Raw genomic sequence first — 16,999 nt, 5'->3', positions numbered from 1 at the left:
GGCTCCCCGCCAGGACCCCACGTCTGGCCATCAGGAAGCCTTCCATGAATTCGGCAAAGCCGCAGCTTTCCCTCTACAATACGCTCACCCGCACCAAGGCGCCCTTCGAGCCCATGGATGCCTCCAATGTGCGCATGTATGTCTGCGGTCCGACGGTCTATGATTTCGCCCATATCGGCAATGCGCGCCCGGTCATCGTCTTCGACCTGCTGTTCCGCCTGCTGCGCCATGTCTATGGCGCCGAACACGTCACCTATGTGCGCAACATCACCGACGTCGACGACAAGATCAACGCGCGCGCCCTGCGCGATTTCCCCGATCTGCCGCTCAACGAAGCCATTCGCAAGGTCACTGAAAAGACCGAGACCCAGTTCCTTTCCGACGTGAAAGCACTGGGCACGCTTGAGCCGACACACCAGCCCCGCGCCACCGAAAACATCGTCGAGATGCAGGCACTGATCTCGGCCCTGATCGAGCGCGGCCACGCCTATGAAACCTCGGGCGAAGTGCTGTTCGATACCCAGTCCATGCCCGATTACGGCCAGCTCTCCGGCCGAAATCTGGAGGACAATCTCGCCGGCGCCCGCATAGCCGTCGACGCTCACAAGAAAAACCCCGCCGACTTCGTGCTCTGGAAGCTCTCCTCCGAAAATGAGCCCGGCTGGGACAGCCCCTGGGGTCGCGGCCGTCCGGGCTGGCATATCGAATGCTCCGCCATGTCCGAGCGCTACCTCGGCAAGAGTTTCGACATCCATGGCGGTGGTCTCGACCTGATCTTCCCGCACCACGAGAATGAAATCGCCCAGTCCCGTTGCGCCCATGGCAGCCACTCCATGGCCAATGTCTGGATGCACAACGGGTTCCTGCAGGTCGAAGGTCAGAAAATGTCCAAGAGCCTGGGCAATTTCGTCACCATCAACGATCTGCTCCAGACCGGTGCCCTCGGCGGCCACGCCTGGCCGGGCGAAGTGCTGCGCCTCGCCATGCTGATGACCCATTACCGCGAGCCCATCGACTTCTCGTCCCGCCGCCTGGAAGAAGCCGAAGCCAAACTGCGCGACTGGCAGCGCGCTGCCGGTAAGGCAGATGCCCCGTCCGCCGAGCCCGACGCCGAGGTGATCTCCGCGCTCGCCGACGACCTCGGCTTCCACCGGGCCAGCGTGGCGCTGGATGCACTCGCCCGCCGCGCCAACCGCGGCGAAACCGACGCTGCCCAATCGCTTGCTGCCTCGCTGGTTTTCCTCGGCTTTACGCTGGACTCCGTCATCGGCTCCAACGAAGGCTGGGAGCCGCCCCAGCACATCGCGGCCGCCATCGCCGAACGCCTCGACGCCCTCAACGCCAAGGACTTTGCCAAGGCCGACACCATCCGCAACGACCTCGCCGCCCAAGGCATCGCTCTGCTCGACTACAAGGACGAAGCCGGCCAGCGCCAAACGAAATGGGAAGTGAAGCGGTGAGCCTGCGCCGGTCCATTGCTGACAGGAACTGTCGCCGTGTTCGAACAAGTCTGCTCGTCTTAATCAGAGGAGACGAAAATGCTTGATCACGTTGGAATTCTTGTCGCGGACTGGGCCAAGTCGAAGGCCTTCTACGATGCTGCCTTTGCAGCCTTGGGCTATCGCCTTCTTGCGGAAATCCCGGTTGAACACACCGGTGGCGTCAACGTCGGCGGCTATGGCCGAGACAAGCCTGATTTCTGGCTGACCGAAAGCACGGACACCGGTCCCGGCCGTCACTATGCCTTCGTAGCCGCCAACCACGCCGAGGTCGACGCCTTCTATGCCGCTGCCATGGCCAATGGCGGTCGGGATAATGGCGGCCCCGGACCGCGCCCGCATTATCACGCGCACTATTACGGCGCCTTCGTGATCGATCCCGACGGAAACAATGTGGAGGCCGTGTGCCATGCCCCAGGCTGACGCACATACCGGTGGCTGCCAGTGCGGCGCCGTGCGTTTCAGGGTGACCCGTCTGGGTCGCCCGTCCATCTGTCATTGCCGCATGTGCCAGAAGGCTTTCGGCGGCTTTTTCGGCCCGCTGGTGACCGCGCATAATGCGGTCTGGACCCGCGGCCAGCCAAAATGGTTCCAGAGCTCCAACGCCGCCCGCCGCGCCTTCTGCGGCGAGTGTGGCACCCCGCTCGCCTATGAAACGCGCTTCGGGCTGGAACTGGCCATCGGTACCTTCGATGATCCCGCCGTCGCCGCCCCCGAAATCCAGGTAAACCCCACCGACAAGCTGCCCTTTTTTGATGGCCTCACCAGCCTGCCGGTCCGCGCCGAGGTCGGCGACGAATGGCGCGACTTCATGGCCGGAATCCACTCCAACCAGCATCCGGACCACGACACCGAGGACTGGCCGCCCACGCAGGGAGACGAGTGATGCGCCGCTATGCCATCGAAGTCAGCGGTGGCTGCCAATGTGGCGCGGTGCGCTACCACGCCACCGAAATGCTGGATAATGCCCACATCTGCCATTGCCGAATGTGCCAGAAGGCGGTTGGCAACATCTTTGCCGCTCTGGTGGCGGCGCCGCGCGAGGCCATCACCTGGACCCGCGGCGAACCCGCCCGTTTCCGAAGCTCGGACCACGTTGATCGCGGCTTTTGCCGGGATTGCGGAACGCCGCTCTTTTACGAAGACGTCTCCGGCGACCGCGTAAACTTCACCATCGGTTCGCTCGACCACCCGGAAAACTTCCCGCCGGGCGCCATTACCGGCAATGAGGCCCGTGTGCCCTGGTTCACGACGCTTCTCAGCATTGAAGACGGCGGCGCCACCGAACAGCCCGATCGCAGGGATTGGTGGAGCGCCATCCAGTCCACAAACAACCAGCATCCGGACCACGACACCTCTGTCTGGCCCCCGCACAAGCAAGACTAGACCGACAAGGCCCGAAAATGTCCCGAGAACGCCTCTATCTTTTCGACACGACCCTGCGCGACGGAGCGCAGACGGCCGGCATCGAATTCTCGCTCGAGGACAAGATCGCCATTATTGACCTGCTCGAGCAATTGGGCGTCGACTATATCGAGGGCGGCTATCCCGGCGCCAATCCGGTCGATACGGCCTTTTTCGAGAAGGGCCGCACCCGCAAGGCGACCTTCACTGCCTTCGGCATGACCAAGCGGGCAGGGCGCTCTGCCGCCAATGACCCCGGCGTGCAGGGCCTCGTCAATTCCGCCGCCGATGCCACCTGCTTTGTCGCCAAGGCCTGGGACTATCAGGTCGAGCTCGCGCTCGGCTCCACAACCGACGAGCATCTCGAAGGCATCGCCGACACGGTCCGCAATGCCGCCGCCGCCGGCAAGGAAGTGCTCATCGACCTCGAGCACTTCTTCGACGGCTTCAAGGCCAACCCGGAATATGCGCTGACCTGCATCACCACCGCGCTCAATGCCGGCGCCCGCTGGGTCGTGCTCTGCGACACCAATGGCGGCACCATGCCGTCCGAAGTCCGTGAGATTGTCGGAAAAGTGCTGAAATTCGCCCCCGGCGATCGTCTCGGCATCCATCCGCACGACGACACCGGCCAGGCCGTTGCCAATGCACTCGCCGCCGTCGAGGCCGGCGTGCGTCAGGTGCAGGGCACGCTCAACGGTCTGGGCGAACGCTGCGGCAATACCAATCTCATCACGCTGATCCCGACGCTGGTTCTGAAACCCTTTTATGCCCAGCGCTTTGAAACCGGCATCACCGCGGACCATCTCGAACGCCTGACCCATATCTCGCGCGCCTTCGATGATCGCCTCAATCGCGCCCCGGCGCGCCAGGCGCCCTATGTCGGCGCCTCGGCCTTCGCCACCAAGGCCGGCATCCACGCCTCGGCGCTGCTCAAGGATTTTTCCACCTATGAGCATGTGCCGCCCGAAAGCGTCGGCAATGAACGCTCCATCATGGTCAGCCAGCAGGCCGGCAAGTCCAATCTGCTGACCGCTCTCGCCCGTCACAATATCGCACTCGAAAAAGACGATCCGCGCCTCGAAAAGCTCCTCGCCACTGTGAAAGAGCGCGAAGCCCGCGGCTATTCCTATGATGGCGCCGATGCGTCCTTTGCCGTTCTGGCCCGCCGCGTCCTCGGCACGCTGCCGAATTTCTTCGACGTCGAGCACTACCGTGCCATGGTCGAGCGCCGCCACAACGCCCAGGGCGAGGAGATCACCGTCACCGAGGCGGTCGTAAAACTCCGCGTTCAGGGCGAGCTGCTGATGTCGGTCGCCGAGGGCAACGGCCCGGTCAACGCCCTCGACCTCGCCTTGCGAAAAGATCTAGGCGTCTATTCGTCCCGCATCGAGGATCTCGAACTGGTCGACTTCAAGGTGCGTATCCTCGACGGCGGCACGGGCGCGGTCACCCGTGTGCTGGTTGAAAGTCGCGATGGCAGCGGCGAACGCTGGGTCACCATCGGGGTTTCGCCCAATATCATTGATGCCTCGTTTGAAGCTCTGTATGAATCAATCACATACAAGCTGTTGAAGACTGAAGCGGCGCAGGATTCGACACGAGGGGAACAGCATCAACCGGCGCGGATTGCCGGCTGACAAAAGTCCGGGAGGACAAACTGGCCGAAACCACTCCGAAACGACCTCTTGCCCTGACTATCGGGGCAGCAGGCGTTACTCTCCTTACCGTCGTTGGCGTGCTGACCGGTCCCACGGTCATCAACTGCTTTTCCAGCAGCGACGGTTTTGGTCAGTGCGTTCAGACGCGCCTTGCCGACGTCGGCCTCTTGCCGCGCCCGCCCGCTCCACCGGTCGTCGCCGATAGCGAGGAGGCTGTCGGCGCCGTATCCGAATCGGTTGTCGAGCCGGAAGTGGCCATTGCCGAGCCTGCGCTCGACGTCACGCCGCCCGAAGCGGCGGTCGCCGTCCCTGAAAATCTCATTGCCGCAACTTTTGGCCTGCTCCGCGCCGAGCCCGATGGCTCTGTCGTCATCGCCGGCAGCGGCACGCCGGGCAGCGAGATCGAAGTCTATGCCAATGGCTCGCTCCTTGGCCGCGCCACGGTCGAAACCAGCGGTGACTGGGTGCTCGTGCCCGATGCCCCGCTGCCTGCTGGCCCGCTCGAAATCACCCTTGGTGAAAAGGGCAAGACCGGTCAGGCCGAGCAGTCCTTCGTCGTCGTCATCAACGAAGACAAGAAGAGCCAGCCGCTCGTCGTCGCCAGTACGCCGGGCCAAGCCAGCGACATCCTGCAGGGTCTCGAACGCCCCGAAACTGCGGCAGTAGCCCAGATCGCCGAGGCCACACCCACAACCCAGCCGGAAGCCGCCCCCGCCAGCGCGGAACAGCCGCAGACGCCTGCCGAAAATCCTGCCGTCGAAACCGCTCCTGCCCAACCGGCAGAACCCGCGAGCGCCGAACCGAGCGTCACCGCAACCGACGTGCCGGCCGCGCAGCCTGATGCTCCGACGCCTGTGGAGACCGCTGAACCAGAAAACGCGGTAGCAGCGACCGAAGAGCCTGCCGCTCCAGCTGAGACGACTCCCGCTCCTGAGGCTACCCCAGCCGCCACGCCGGCTGAGACACCAGTCGTGCCAGCGAACGGCGTAGCTGTGGCCGAGCCCGTCGAGACTGCGGAAGTAACCCAGCCGGAAGCTCCGGCCGAGCCGGCAGCCGCCGTGGAAGAGCCTGCGGCCACCGTTCCCGCCGTGCAGACCGCTGACGCTCCGGCAGACGCAGCGCCAGCGACCAGCGAACCGGCCGAAGAACCGCAGACCCAGGTTGCTGCCGTCGAACAGCCGACTGCGCCGACCACTGCCGAAACGCAAGCTGCGGCCCCGGCCACGGTCCCACCCACCATCGACGCCATCGAGATCGAGGGTGATCGTACCTTCTTCGCCGGTGCCGGCCCAGATGGGGCAACTGTCCGGCTCTATGTCGACAACGCCTTCATCGCCGACGCGCAGGTCGAGGGTGGGCGCTGGCTGGTGGAGGCTGGCTCGGTCCTGACCAAGCCCAATCAGCGCATCCGCGTCGACCTTCTCCAGCGTGGGACGGCTACCGTCATCGGCCGCGCCGAGGTCGATTTCGTGCTCGAGCTGCCACCCGGCGACGAGCCGACGGCCGTAACAACGGCCGAACAGGCATCCCCGCAGGCGACTGCCGAGGCTGAAGAGCCTGTCGTCGCTGCAACCACTCCGGCTGAAACACCGGCCCAGACCAGTGAACCCGCCGCCAGCGCAACAGTGGAAACGCTCACCGTGCCTCCGGCCACGACGAGCGAGACCGCACCATCTGCTACTGTGGCTGAAACTCCGGTGACGCAGCCCGCTGCACCAGAGGCGCAAGCTGTCGACGCGCCTGCAAGCCAGCCAACGTCAACGACTTCTACCGAAGTTGCCCAACCTGCAACGCCGGCAATCGCGAGCGCCGAAACCCCCGCAGTTGCCCAGGCCCCAGCCGTGGAAGCCGAGGCGGCGCCGGCCATTCCAACCATGGTGGCCGTCTCCATGGGTGGTGCCGATGCCCAGCGCTTTGCCGCCGGCAAGGCCATCATCCGGCGTGGCGACAATCTCTGGACCATCGCCCGCCGCGTCTATGGCACGGGCATGAAGTTCACCACTATCTACGAGGCCAACACCGGCCAGATTCGCGACCCGGATCGGATCTATCCCGGTCAGGTGTTCAACCTGCCCACGGAATGACGCAAAATCTCTGCAAAACGGCGCCGCAAGGCGCCGTTTTCGTCTGGGGGATTGACCTCGGCACCGTTCCTCACCATGTTCATCGCAATTCACCGATCATTTGTTCTGGCCCATGCGCGACGACGACATAGCGACGATCATGCGAGCCATGGGCCATCCGGTCCGGCTCAACATTCTGCGCATCCTTTCTGCGCAGCAGGGAAACTGCTGCTGTGGCGATGTCACGGAATCCCTGCCGCTCGCCCAGTCGACCGTGTCCCAGCACATTAAAGTCCTGCTCGATGCCGGGTTGATCGAGCGCAAGCCAATCGGTACGCGCAATCGCTACGTCATCCGGCAGGATCGCCTGTCTGAAGTCGGTGATGCCTTCGGGGGACTTCTGGGCTGCCTTGCGCCTGTCCCCACCCCACAGGAAACGGAACTGGCCTGATGCGCCCTGACACCACTGAAAAGAAGCCGTCCGTTAGCGCGGACGAAGGTTCCGTATTTGCGACGGTGCGCAATCTCTGGGCCTATATGTGGCCGGCGGATCGTCCTGATCTGCGCCTGCGCGTCATCCTCGCCATTGGTGCCCTGCTGCTGAGCAAGGTCGCCACCACCCTCATTCCTTTCGCCTATAAGGGCATCATCGACAGCCTCGACGGCAGCGCGCCGGACAATACTCTGGTGCTGGGCCTCGCCATTCCCATCGTGCTGGTCATCGCCTATGCGCTGGGCAATGTCGTCGATGCCGGTTTCCAGCAATTGCGCGATGTCCTCTTCGCCAGTGTCGGCCAGAACGCCGTCCGCAAGCTGGCCCTCCAGACTTTCCACCACATGCATACGCTCTCGCTGCGCTTCCACCTCTCGCGCCGCACCGGCGGGTTGAGCCGTGTCATCGAGCGCGGCACCAAGGGCATCGAAGCGGTCGTCCGCTTCGCCATCCTCAACATTGCCCCCACCATCGTCGAATTCATCGTCGTGGCGGTGGTCTTTGTCTGGCTGTTTGGCCTGAGCTATCTCGGCGTCCTGGTGGTGATGATCTGGGGCTATCTCTATTTCACCATCAAGGCCTCCAACTGGCGCATCACCATCCGCCGCCAGATGAACGAGAGCGACACCGACGCCAACGGCAAGGCCATCGACAGCCTGCTCAACTACGAGACGGTGAAGTATTTCGCCAATGAGCAGATGGAAGCCGAGCGCTTCGATCGGTCCATGGCCGGTTATGAGCGCTCCGCCATCCGCATCTGGACGTCGCTGGGTTTCCTCAACTTCGGCCAGGCGGTCATCTTCTATGCCGGCTTCCTCGCCATCTCCATTATGGCCATCATGGGCGTCATGGATGGCACGCTGACGCTGGGCGACTTCGTCCTGCTCAACACCTTCCTCATGCAGGTCTACCGCCCGCTCAATTTCATCGGCTTCGTCTATCGCGAGCTGCGCCAGGGCCTCACCGACATCGAGGAGATGTTCAAGCTGCTCGATCAGGCCCCGGAAATCACCGACAAGCCGGATGCCAAGCCGCTGGCCGTAACCGGTCCGACCCTGCGCTTCGAGGACGTCACCTTCCACTATGACGCCGACCGTCCGATCCTCAAGGGGGTCAGCTTCGAGGTGCCCGCCGGCAAGACCGTCGCCATCGTCGGCCCCACCGGGGCAGGCAAGTCGACCATTTCGCGTCTCCTCTATCGCTTCTACGACGTCACTGGCGGCCGCATCACCATTGATGGCCAGGACCTGCGCGACGTCACCCAGAAGAGCCTGCGTTCGACCATCGGCATGGTCCCTCAGGATACGGTGCTCTTCAACGACACCATCGGCTACAACATCGAATATGGCCGCCCCGGCGCCAGCCGTGCTGAAGTCGAAGAGGCGGCCCGCATGGCTCAGGTCGGCAACTTCATCTCCTCGCTCCCCAAGGGCTATGATACGCCCGTCGGCGAGCGTGGCCTGAAACTTTCGGGCGGTGAAAAGCAGCGCGTGGCCATTGCCCGCACCATCCTCAAGGCGCCGTCGATCCTCATCCTTGACGAGGCCACTTCCGCTCTCGACACCAAGACCGAGCGCGATATCCAGGCGGCCCTCGACGTCGTATCGCGCAACCGCACCAGTGTGGTCATCGCCCACCGGCTCTCCACCGTCGTCAATGCCGATGAAATCCTCGTGCTCCGCGAAGGTCAGATCGCCGAACGCGGTAACCACGCCGCGCTCCTCGCCCAGGAAGGCCTCTACGCCCAGATGTGGAGCCGTCAGCGCGAAGCCACCGAGGCCGAAGAAGCCCTCGCCCGCACCCAGGAAGACCCCGACGGCTTCGTCAAACGCGGCGCGCCTGCTGGCGAGTAACGCCCAATCCAATCCACCTCTTCTCCTCCCCCTGACAGGGGGAGGCCGAGAGGGGGGCAGAGAGCTACGACCTCGTCAGCGCCTACCATCTGACACGAAAAAAGGCCCGCATCGCTGCGGGCCTCTTATTTTTGGTTTGTTGACCGACCTATTCGGCAGCGTCCCGGCGACTGACAATCGTGACACCATTGGTGTCATGCTCTACCAGCCCGGCATCCTTGGAGACGATGAAGCGCTTGGCGCCGTCCACATCGTCAGGAATTTCCACGGCCATGCCGTCAAATCCGGCTGGAGCCGCGACTGCCGCCTTCGGACGGAACGGCGAGGCGATGGAGTGCCCAATGCTGCTGAGCCAGGCGCCGACGCCCTTGATCTGCTTCCACATCACGCTCGGCGCCGTCACCATCACCGGCACCATCACAAGCGTCAGCGCGGTAGAGAAGAAGAGCCCCGAAACCAGCGCCGCCGAGAGATGGATGAACCATGATCCGGCCAGCCCGCCGATGACGATCTCGCGGCGGATGAAGTCGAACTCTATGTTCGCCCACATCGGGATCACGCCCAGCGCCGTAAGGAACGCCGTCAGCAACACCGGGCGCACGCGCTGGCTCACGGTCAGCAACATGGCCTTCACCGGCTCCACCGCCTGGTGGCGATTGTAGTCATTGTAGGTGTCGATCAGCACGATGCCGTTCTTCACCACAATGCCCGCCAGCGCCACGATCCCGAGCCCGGTCATGATCGCCGAGAAGCTCATTCCCGTCGCCAGCATTCCGAGCAAGACACCCGCCACCGACATGATCACCGTCGAGAGGGTCACCATCACCTGGTAGAAGCTGTTGTACTCAAGCAGCAGGATGAAGAAGATCAGCGCCATCGCCATGCCAAAAGCCTGGACGATGAAGGCGTTTGCGTCGCCCATTTGTTCTTCCGCACCGCCAAAGGCGACGCTCACCCGATCCGGGAAGTTCTGGGCGCTGATCCAGCTCTGCAGCTCCTGCACCTTGTCGGCGGCATAAACGCCGTCGGGTAGATTGGTAAGGCCTGCGGCGACATTCATCGCATAGACCTGGTTGCGGCGCTGGATATTGGCGACCTTGGGCACAGGGGTCCGATCGATGAAATTGGACACCGGGATCATGCCCTGGGCAGTAGCGATCCGCATAGAGTCGAGCGCGTCGAATGTGCGCTCTTCCTGCGGCAGGCGCACACGGATATCGAGCTCGTCGCCGGTTTCCGCATCGCGGTATGTTCCCAGCTTCACGCCGGAGGTGATCAGCTGCACATAGGGCACGAGTTCGCGCACGCCGATGCCATATTTGCCCGCTTCCGGCCGGTCCACGGTGATCTGCCAGTCGATACCGGGGGAGGGGCGTCCGTCCTCGAGATCCACCACTTCCGGCCAGCTGGCCAGATGGTCGCGGATGGCGGTCACGGTCGGCACGAGGTCATCGTAATTGCTGCTCTCGACGCGCAGATTGATGTCCTTGCCCGCCGGCGGCCCGTTCTCGGCCGCGATCACCTGAATATCGAGCCCGGCAAACTGGCTGACCCGCTGGCGGATATCGCCAAAAATCTTTTCGGCCGGAACGCGATTGTTCCAGTTCACCAGCTGCAGCTGGAAATTGCCGATTGTATCGGGCGGCATGGTGCCGAATGCGCCGGTCGTGCCGAACTGCATGATCACGTCCTGGATGCCGCGGACTTCAAGCAGCTCCTGTTCGACCTCGATCAACATGGAGCGGACTTCCTGGGGCGAAAAATTGCCCTGTCCGACCACTGCCACTGTCGCATATTCCGGCTCCGACGCCGGAAACGCCTCGGTGCCCGTCGGGTTCATCGCATAGGTCACGAAAATCGTGGCGATAATCCCGAACCCCACCGCCAGCGTCGGCAATGGCCAATGCAGCAGATGCTCCATCGTGCGCACATAGACGCCGGTGATCCCGCTGACCTTTTTGGGGTCGAACTTATCGGGATACATGACGATGTCGGCTTTTTCCTTTTCCTTCTCGTCCACATGGGTCGAGGCGATCACCGCGCCGATCACCGGCATGAAGATCAGGGCCGAAACCAGCGAGGCGATCATGACGATGATCACAATCGTCGGCAGATAGCTCATGAACTTGCCGATGATGCCCGGCCAGAACAGCAGCGGCACGAAGGCGCCCAGCGTCGTCGCCGTCGCACCCAGCACCGGCACGAACATTTTCCGCACCGCCAGGATAAACGCCTCCTTCTTGGAAACGCCCTCCTGCAGCTTTCGCTCGGCATATTCGACCACCACAACGGGGTCGTCCACCAGCACCCCCACTGCGATCACGAGCCCGAACATCACCATCATGTTGATGGTCATGCCCAGCATTTCGGCCACGAGGAACGCCATCATGAACGACAGCGGGATGGAGAGCCCGATCATCAGGGCAGGGCGCAGGCCAAGGGTGGCGATACAGGTGACCAGCACCAGCGCCACAGCGGTCAGCACTGCCGCCTCAAGCGAACGGAAGAGGCTTGTCGTGGTCTCGGCCTGGTCGAGGAAGAAGCTGTAGCTCACCCCGCCTGGCCAGTCCTTGGCGGCCTCCGCCGTCACTGCGCGGACCTTGTCCGACACATCGATGATATTGGTGCCCAGCTTCTTGGAAATGCCAAGGATCAGGGCTGGCGAGCCATTGACCTGGGTATATTCGGTTGCGTCCGCCAGCGTCCGGGTAATGGTCGCCACATCGCCGAAGGTCACAACGGTATTTCCGTCGGTCTTGATCGGCAGGCTGTAGACGTCCTCGGCCGTGGTGATCAGCCCCGGTACTTCAATGTTGAACGAGCCCTGTCCGGTGTTGAGCGTACCGCCCGGGACCACCATGTTGTTGCGGCTGAGCGCGTCGAACAGCTGCCCGGCGGTCAGCCCATAGGCTTCGAGCCGCAAGAGGTCGATCCGCACTTCGAGCTGCTCCTTGCGGGCGCCCGAAAGCTTGGCTTCGCGCACCTCGGGAATGCCCTCGAGCGCGTCCTGCAGCATCTCGGCCCGGCGCACCAGTTCCTTTTCCGGCGCCGTGCCATAGACGGCCACGGAAATGATCGGCTGGCCGACAATGTCGATTTCATTGACGGTCGGATCATTGGCGTCATCGGGCAGCTTGGCCTTGATGGCATCCATCTTGGCGCGGGTATCCGCCAGCGCCTGATCCTTGTCGGTATTGATATCGAATTCGAGGAACACCGAGCCGTGCCCAGTGGTCGCGGTGGAGCTGATGTTCTGCAGCCCCGGCAGATTGGCCAACTCTTCTTCAGCCGGCTTGACGAGGAGGTTCTCCGCGTCGCGCGGCGACACGCCCGTCTGGTTTATCGAGACGTAGAGATAGGGAACGTCGATGGCCGGAAAGCTCTCCTTGGGCATGGAGAGATAGGCGCTCGTGCCCGCCACCAGCACCACGGCCATGACCGTGAGCACCACGCGCGGCATTCTCAGGATTTTCTCGATGAAGTCGAGCATGTGAGCTGTCCTCAGCTGGCTTGCGCTTGGGCCGGCACGTCAGCCGGGCTGGCCTTCACGGCCTGTCCGGCGGTCACACTTTCCTGTCCAACGGTGATCACGTTGGCGATCACCGGCAGGCCGGTCACCCAGACGCCCTGACGGGTGTCGCTGACGATAGTCACGGGATAGAAGGCCACGACGCCGTCCTCGACGGTGCGCACGCCCAGCTTCCCGTCATCGTCCAGCGTCAGGGTCGATTGCGGCAGCAGGTGCCCAGGCGCAGTTCCCAGATTGACGACGGCTTCCGCCGTCACGCCGTCGCGGATGGCGAAGTCGGCGTTCGGCAGTTCGATTTCGACCGGGAAGGCGCGGGTGGCATTGTCGGCGCGCGAGGCGATATAGGTCACCTTGCCTTCGACAGTCTGGCCCGTCACCGTCTTGATGGTGGCGTCGAGCCCGAGCCGGGCGAGGCCGATATGGGCTTCGGGCACCATGCCGGCAAAGACGATCGGGTCGAGCTGGATAATCGTGGCGCAGGGGCTGCCTGCCGCCAGCATCGAACCGGCGAGCGCCAGCGGATCCTGCACGAGCCCCGGCACCTTGGCGCGGATTTCCGTGCGGGCAAGTTCCGCCCTTGCATTGTCGAGCCCGGCCTGTGCCGAGGAAACGGCTGCCTTGGCCCCGCTAAGGGCCACTTCCACCGCATTGGCCGTATTGGCCGCGGCGACGCCGCGCGAGCGCAGGTCGACATTGGTGTCATAGTTGAGCTGTGCCTGAGCCAGACCCGCCTCGGCCTGTGCCAGACCGGCTTCGGCCTGAGAGACGGCGGCGGCGCGCGTGCCCTGATCGAGCGTGCACAATTGATCGCCGACTTCGACGCGCTGTCCCTTGGTGACATGCACCACGTCGACCGTGCCGGCGGTTTCGGCGACGGCGGTCACCGCCGCCTTGGCCTGGGTGCGGCCGCGCAGCGGAACTTCGAGCGGCATCGGCTGGGCGGTGAACATCTGCACGCGCACATTGGGCAGCGTCGCATTCACACCGGAGGCTTCGGCATTGCGCTCGGCGATCGACAGGCGCGGATCGGTTGCCGGTTCGGGGTGCTCGGCCAGAACGCCGGCATCGGCCAGCGCATTGTGGAGGGGCCCGTGCTCTTCACCTTCGATGACCGAGATGATGGGCTTTTCGCCGTTCCCCGGGCCGTTTCCGCCGATGACGAGCGTCCCGGTCGCGAGCCACGCGCCCGCGCCCAACAGGATCAGGAAGGCCAGGCCGTAAGAAAACAGTGCACGCATCGAGTAGTCGCCCCTCTATTCCGCCGCGTCCTTACGGGGATCGGCCTTCGCAAGTTCAGTTAGTTCGTGCATATGGGTGCGCAGATAGGTCTCCGCAACGTCCAATACACTGCGTCCGTAGTTGATCACCCAGCGGTCTGCAGCTGTGCAGCCGTCGTTAGTTGATACGTCGTCAAGCTTCTGTCGGCTCTCGCTCAGACGCTTTAAATGTTCATTTGCGCGTTGCTCGACGAGTTCTTTCGGTAAAATCCGCGCGAACCGGGCCAGAAGCAGGAACGGGCTGCGGTAGACGTCGTCGCCAAGCGGCCCCAGCAGCTCTTCGGCAAACTCTGCGCGACCCGCATCGGTAATGGAGTAGATCTTGCGCGCCGGCTTTCCCGGCTGCGGCACGGTGCGGCTGGTCACCAGCCCTTCCTGCTCCAGCTTGGCCAGGGCAGGGTAGATCGAGCCGAAGCTGGCTTCGACGAAATAGGCAAACTCGCCGTCCACACTCAGGCGGCGGATATCATATCCCGTAGCCTCGCCCTCGTAGAGGATCGACAGGCACAGCGTCCTGACATTCATTGGCACGTCCCGGCATATTTCGGTTCGATATATGCTCGGGCTATATATCCCGGCCGACACGGACGCAAGCGGGGGCCCGAAAACGTGTTTGCAGATCAGTTAAGCGCGGCGTGCATGCCTCATCCCAAAAGGCTGCGCATCTCTTCTGCGGCTCGCTGCGCCAGCGTCATGCTGTTCGCCGCCACGAAATAGGGATTGAGAAATCCCAGCTCGTGCTTGCCATAGCGCATCGGCTGGCCATCCAGCGTCACAACGCTTCCCCCTGCAGCTTCTAGCACTGCCTGGCCCGCCGCGGTGTCCCATTCGCAAGTTGGCGTAAAGCGCGGGTAAAGCTGTGCGTCTCCACGCGCGAGAAGGCAGAACTTCAGCGACGAGCCGACCGACACATCCGCCTCGACATCGAGCGTGCGGCAAAGCTGGTCCAGCGCCTCGTGCCCATGCGAACGGCTGGCGACAATCCGCAACCGCGCCCGCGAGCCCACTTCGATCGTCTGCCGCTCCTGCAGCACGCCGTTGCGGATAACACCCGACCAGGCGCCGTCCCGGTCGCCAACGAATAGCTCGCCCGTCACCGGCGCCAGCACCACGCCCATCACCGGCGTGCCATGTTCGATCAGCCCGATATTGACCGTGAACTCGCCGTTCCGCTTGATGAATTCCTTGGTCCCATCCAGCGGATCGACCACGAAATAGCGCTCGCCCAGAACCGGTATGATCCCAGCCGCCACGCTTTCTTCGCCCAGGATCGGCAGGCCGGTCGGCGCCAGATGTTCGATGATGATCGCTTCGGCCGCCGCATCGGCTTCGGTCACCGGCGATCCGTCCGATTTCGCCACGGCATGGATCGGGCGGGCGTAGACCGCCATGATCACTTCTGCCGCTGCAATGGCGGCCTCAACGGCAATCTCGGTCAGCGAACGGGTCGCCAGACTGGGCGAAACGCTCATTCGCCACCGCCAATGGTTACGTCGAGACCGAGGTCGAGGGGCTTCGACCCCATGGTGATCTGGCTGGTGGAAATATAGTCGACGCCGGTCTCGGCAATCGAACGCACCCGGTCGAGCTTCACCCCACCCGAAGCCTCGAGCTTCGCCCGCCCGGCGTTAATCGCTACCGCCTGCCGCAGCAGATCATTGTCCATATTGTCGAGCATCACGATGCTTGCCCCGGCCGCCAGTGCTTCCTCCAGCTCCGCAAGGGTCTGCACTTCGATTTCGATGGCGACAAGATGACCGGCAAAGGCTTCCGCCGCCTTGTAGGCTGCGGTGACGCTGCCCGCGACGGCAATGTGATTATCCTTGATCAGGATGGCGTCATTGAGCGCATAGCGGTGGTTCGCTCCGCCGCCGCAGCGCACGGCATATTTCTCGAAGGCCCGCAGCCCCGGAGTGGTCTTGCGCGTGTCACAGATCTTTGCAGAGGTCCCCGCGACCTCGTCCGCATAGCGCCGGGTCAGCGTGGCAATCCCGCTCAGATGATTGACAAAATTGAGCGCCACGCGCTCCGCCGACATCACCAGCCGGGCAGGGCCCGACACCAGTGCCACGACGCCGCCGACTTCCACGCGATCCCCATCGCTGAGCTGCGGCTCAAAGCTGATCCCGTCGCCGACCAGCCGAAACGCCGCTGCCGCCAGATCGAGACCAGCAATGATCCCCATCTCGCGGGCCGAGAGGCTCGCCACCGCCCAGGCATCGGGCGCCAGCACCGCCTGGCTGGTCAGGTCACCGGCCTGGCCCAGATCTTCAGCCAGGGCATTGAGAACGGCGCTCTCGACAAGATGGCGCGGAAGCTGGGCGGGCAGGGCGAGCATGGCACATCACAAGCAGAAGAAATCCTCCCCGTGCTTTACGCTTCCGCCCGCCCGCTGGCAATGTTTTGCCCTAGCGCAGGAGGCTCTGCGCCCCGTCGATCCAGATGGGTGAACCCGTGATGTGCCGCGAGCCATCCGAGGCCAGAAACAGCACGAGATCTGCGACATCCTCGGCCTTGCCCGGCTCTCCGCCGGTCAGCGGAATATCGCCCTCGGGGAACTCCACCGGTACCTCAACTTCTGCGGTGTTGCGCGCCTCGGTATTGTCGGAAATCTCGGACTCGATCGCGCCCGGGCAGATCGCATTGACTCGGATCCGGTGCTCCCCGAGTTCCACCGCAAGCTGCTGGGCCATCGCCACCTGTCCCGCCTTGGTCACCGAATAGGCGGTCGCACCGGGATTGGTGAAAGTGCGCGTCCCGTTGATCGAGGAAATAATGATGATCGAGCCACCGCCCGCCTTCTTCAAGTGCGGCACGGCGTGGTGGATGGTCAGATACGTGCCGCGCAGATTGACCGAGATTGTCTTGTCCCATTCCTCGGGTGTGAGGTCGTCGATCGGCGCCCACATGCCATTGATCCCGGCATTGGCCACCACAATGTCGAGCCGCCCGAATTCGGCAATCAGCCCCTCGACCAGCGCCTTCATCGCCGCGTCATCGGACGTGTCGGCCGTCATCGCCTTGGCCTGTCCGCCCGCATCGCGGATCGTCTTGGCCGTCTCTTCGACCTCTTCGGCCGTACGGCTCATCGCCACCACGATGGCTCCGGCCTTGCCGAGCGCCAGCGCTGCGGCCTCCCCAATACCCGAGCCAGCGCCGGTCACCAGCGCCACCTTGCCATCCAGATTGTTCATTGCGTGCCTCCATGTGTTGGAGGCTC

14 protein-coding genes are annotated in these 16,999 nt (G+C 63.5%); 8 read left to right on the top strand and 6 right to left on the bottom strand.

All coding sequences use genetic code 11. From position 1 onward, the window contains the following. Window positions 1–44: 44 nt before the first annotated feature. The 8 genes from cysS to NYQ88_RS15600 all read left to right on the top strand — a co-directional run bounded on the left by cysS (window position 45) and on the right by NYQ88_RS15600 (window position 8,973). Window positions 45–1,460: a cysteine--tRNA ligase gene (gene cysS, locus NYQ88_RS15635; RefSeq protein ID WP_275652037.1), complete on the top strand. Its 1,416-nt coding sequence runs from the start codon at window positions 45–47 to the stop codon at window positions 1,458–1,460. 78 nt (window positions 1,461–1,538) lie between these two features. Beyond that, complete coding sequence (locus NYQ88_RS15630) at window positions 1,539–1,922, top strand: VOC family protein (protein ID WP_275652036.1); 384 nt, start codon at window positions 1,539–1,541, stop codon at window positions 1,920–1,922. Next, window positions 1,909–2,385 carry a GFA family protein gene (locus tag NYQ88_RS15625; protein WP_275652035.1) on the top strand — a complete coding sequence of 159 codons (477 nt, stop codon included), beginning with the start codon at window positions 1,909–1,911 and terminating at the stop codon, window positions 2,383–2,385. The genes NYQ88_RS15630 and NYQ88_RS15625 overlap by 14 nt, the downstream gene beginning before the upstream one ends. Continuing rightward, a complete protein-coding gene (locus tag NYQ88_RS15620; RefSeq protein WP_275652034.1) occupies window positions 2,385–2,885 on the top strand; it encodes a GFA family protein in 501 nt (166 codons plus the stop codon). Before NYQ88_RS15625 ends, NYQ88_RS15620 begins: the two co-directional genes overlap by 1 nt. A gap of 17 nt (window positions 2,886–2,902) precedes the next feature. After that, window positions 2,903–4,543: a citramalate synthase gene (cimA, locus tag NYQ88_RS15615; protein ID WP_275652033.1), complete on the top strand. Its 1,641-nt coding sequence runs from the start codon at window positions 2,903–2,905 to the stop codon at window positions 4,541–4,543. A gap of 98 nt (window positions 4,544–4,641) precedes the next feature. Continuing rightward, on the top strand, window positions 4,642–6,648 hold the full coding sequence (locus NYQ88_RS15610) for a LysM peptidoglycan-binding domain-containing protein (protein WP_275652032.1): 2,007 nt from the start codon (window positions 4,642–4,644) through the stop codon (window positions 6,646–6,648). 112 nt (window positions 6,649–6,760) lie between these two features. Continuing rightward, window positions 6,761–7,078 (top strand): metalloregulator ArsR/SmtB family transcription factor, encoded by a 318-nt coding sequence (locus tag NYQ88_RS15605; protein WP_275652031.1) that lies wholly within the window; start codon window positions 6,761–6,763, stop codon window positions 7,076–7,078. Beyond that, window positions 7,078–8,973, top strand: coding sequence for an ABC transporter ATP-binding protein/permease (locus tag NYQ88_RS15600; RefSeq protein ID WP_275652030.1), 1,896 nt, complete (start codon window positions 7,078–7,080; stop codon window positions 8,971–8,973). Before NYQ88_RS15605 ends, NYQ88_RS15600 begins: the two co-directional genes overlap by 1 nt. Before the next feature lie 148 nt (window positions 8,974–9,121). Here NYQ88_RS15600 and NYQ88_RS15595 read toward each other — a convergent pair whose 3' ends face one another. From NYQ88_RS15595 to NYQ88_RS15570, 6 genes are all read right to left on the bottom strand, one after another. Further along, window positions 9,122–12,463, bottom strand: a complete 3,342-nt coding sequence (locus NYQ88_RS15595) for an efflux RND transporter permease subunit (protein ID WP_275652029.1) — start codon at window positions 12,461–12,463, stop codon at window positions 9,122–9,124. 11 nt (window positions 12,464–12,474) lie between these two features. Further along, window positions 12,475–13,740 (bottom strand): efflux RND transporter periplasmic adaptor subunit, encoded by a 1,266-nt coding sequence (locus NYQ88_RS15590; RefSeq protein WP_275652028.1) that lies wholly within the window; start codon window positions 13,738–13,740, stop codon window positions 12,475–12,477. Window positions 13,741–13,755: 15 nt separating this feature from the next. After that, complete coding sequence (locus tag NYQ88_RS15585; RefSeq protein WP_275652027.1) at window positions 13,756–14,304, bottom strand: PadR family transcriptional regulator; 549 nt, start codon at window positions 14,302–14,304, stop codon at window positions 13,756–13,758. A 119-nt stretch (window positions 14,305–14,423) separates the two neighbouring features. Then, window positions 14,424–15,251: a 3'(2'),5'-bisphosphate nucleotidase CysQ gene (gene cysQ, locus NYQ88_RS15580; protein ID WP_275652026.1), complete on the bottom strand. Its 828-nt coding sequence runs from the start codon at window positions 15,249–15,251 to the stop codon at window positions 14,424–14,426. Next, window positions 15,248–16,117: a carboxylating nicotinate-nucleotide diphosphorylase gene (gene nadC / locus NYQ88_RS15575; RefSeq protein WP_275652025.1), complete on the bottom strand. Its 870-nt coding sequence runs from the start codon at window positions 16,115–16,117 to the stop codon at window positions 15,248–15,250. The genes cysQ and nadC overlap by 4 nt, the downstream gene beginning before the upstream one ends. A 70-nt stretch (window positions 16,118–16,187) precedes the next feature. Then, on the bottom strand, window positions 16,188–16,973 hold the full coding sequence (locus tag NYQ88_RS15570; protein ID WP_275652024.1) for an SDR family NAD(P)-dependent oxidoreductase: 786 nt from the start codon (window positions 16,971–16,973) through the stop codon (window positions 16,188–16,190). Window positions 16,974–16,999 lie beyond the last annotated feature (26 nt).

The sequence above is a fragment of the Devosia sp. SD17-2 genome (assembly GCF_029201565.1).
Lineage (GTDB): Bacteria > Pseudomonadota > Alphaproteobacteria > Rhizobiales > Devosiaceae > Devosia.
This window is presented reverse-complemented; position numbering and strand designations above follow the sequence as displayed.

Excerpts from the sequence above, each read along its gene's own strand:
- cysS (WP_275652037.1), top strand. The coding sequence starts at position 45 with ATGAATTCGGCAAAGCCGCAGCTTTCCCTCTACAATACGCTCACCCGC.
- NYQ88_RS15630 (WP_275652036.1), top strand. The coding sequence starts at position 1,539 with ATGCTTGATCACGTTGGAATTCTTGTCGCGGACTGGGCCAAGTCGAAG.
- NYQ88_RS15625 (WP_275652035.1), top strand. The coding sequence starts at position 1,909 with ATGCCCCAGGCTGACGCACATACCGGTGGCTGCCAGTGCGGCGCCGTG.
- NYQ88_RS15620 (WP_275652034.1), top strand. The coding sequence starts at position 2,385 with ATGCGCCGCTATGCCATCGAAGTCAGCGGTGGCTGCCAATGTGGCGCG.
- cimA (WP_275652033.1), top strand. The coding sequence starts at position 2,903 with ATGTCCCGAGAACGCCTCTATCTTTTCGACACGACCCTGCGCGACGGA.
- NYQ88_RS15605 (WP_275652031.1), top strand. The coding sequence starts at position 6,761 with ATGCGCGACGACGACATAGCGACGATCATGCGAGCCATGGGCCATCCG.
- NYQ88_RS15600 (WP_275652030.1), top strand. The coding sequence starts at position 7,078 with ATGCGCCCTGACACCACTGAAAAGAAGCCGTCCGTTAGCGCGGACGAA.
- NYQ88_RS15595 (WP_275652029.1), bottom strand. The coding sequence starts at position 12,463 with ATGCTCGACTTCATCGAGAAAATCCTGAGAATGCCGCGCGTGGTGCTC.
- NYQ88_RS15590 (WP_275652028.1), bottom strand. The coding sequence starts at position 13,740 with ATGCGTGCACTGTTTTCTTACGGCCTGGCCTTCCTGATCCTGTTGGGC.
- NYQ88_RS15585 (WP_275652027.1), bottom strand. The coding sequence starts at position 14,304 with ATGAATGTCAGGACGCTGTGCCTGTCGATCCTCTACGAGGGCGAGGCT.
- cysQ (WP_275652026.1), bottom strand. The coding sequence starts at position 15,251 with ATGAGCGTTTCGCCCAGTCTGGCGACCCGTTCGCTGACCGAGATTGCC.
- nadC (WP_275652025.1), bottom strand. The coding sequence starts at position 16,117 with ATGCTCGCCCTGCCCGCCCAGCTTCCGCGCCATCTTGTCGAGAGCGCC.
- NYQ88_RS15570 (WP_275652024.1), bottom strand. The coding sequence starts at position 16,973 with ATGAACAATCTGGATGGCAAGGTGGCGCTGGTGACCGGCGCTGGCTCG.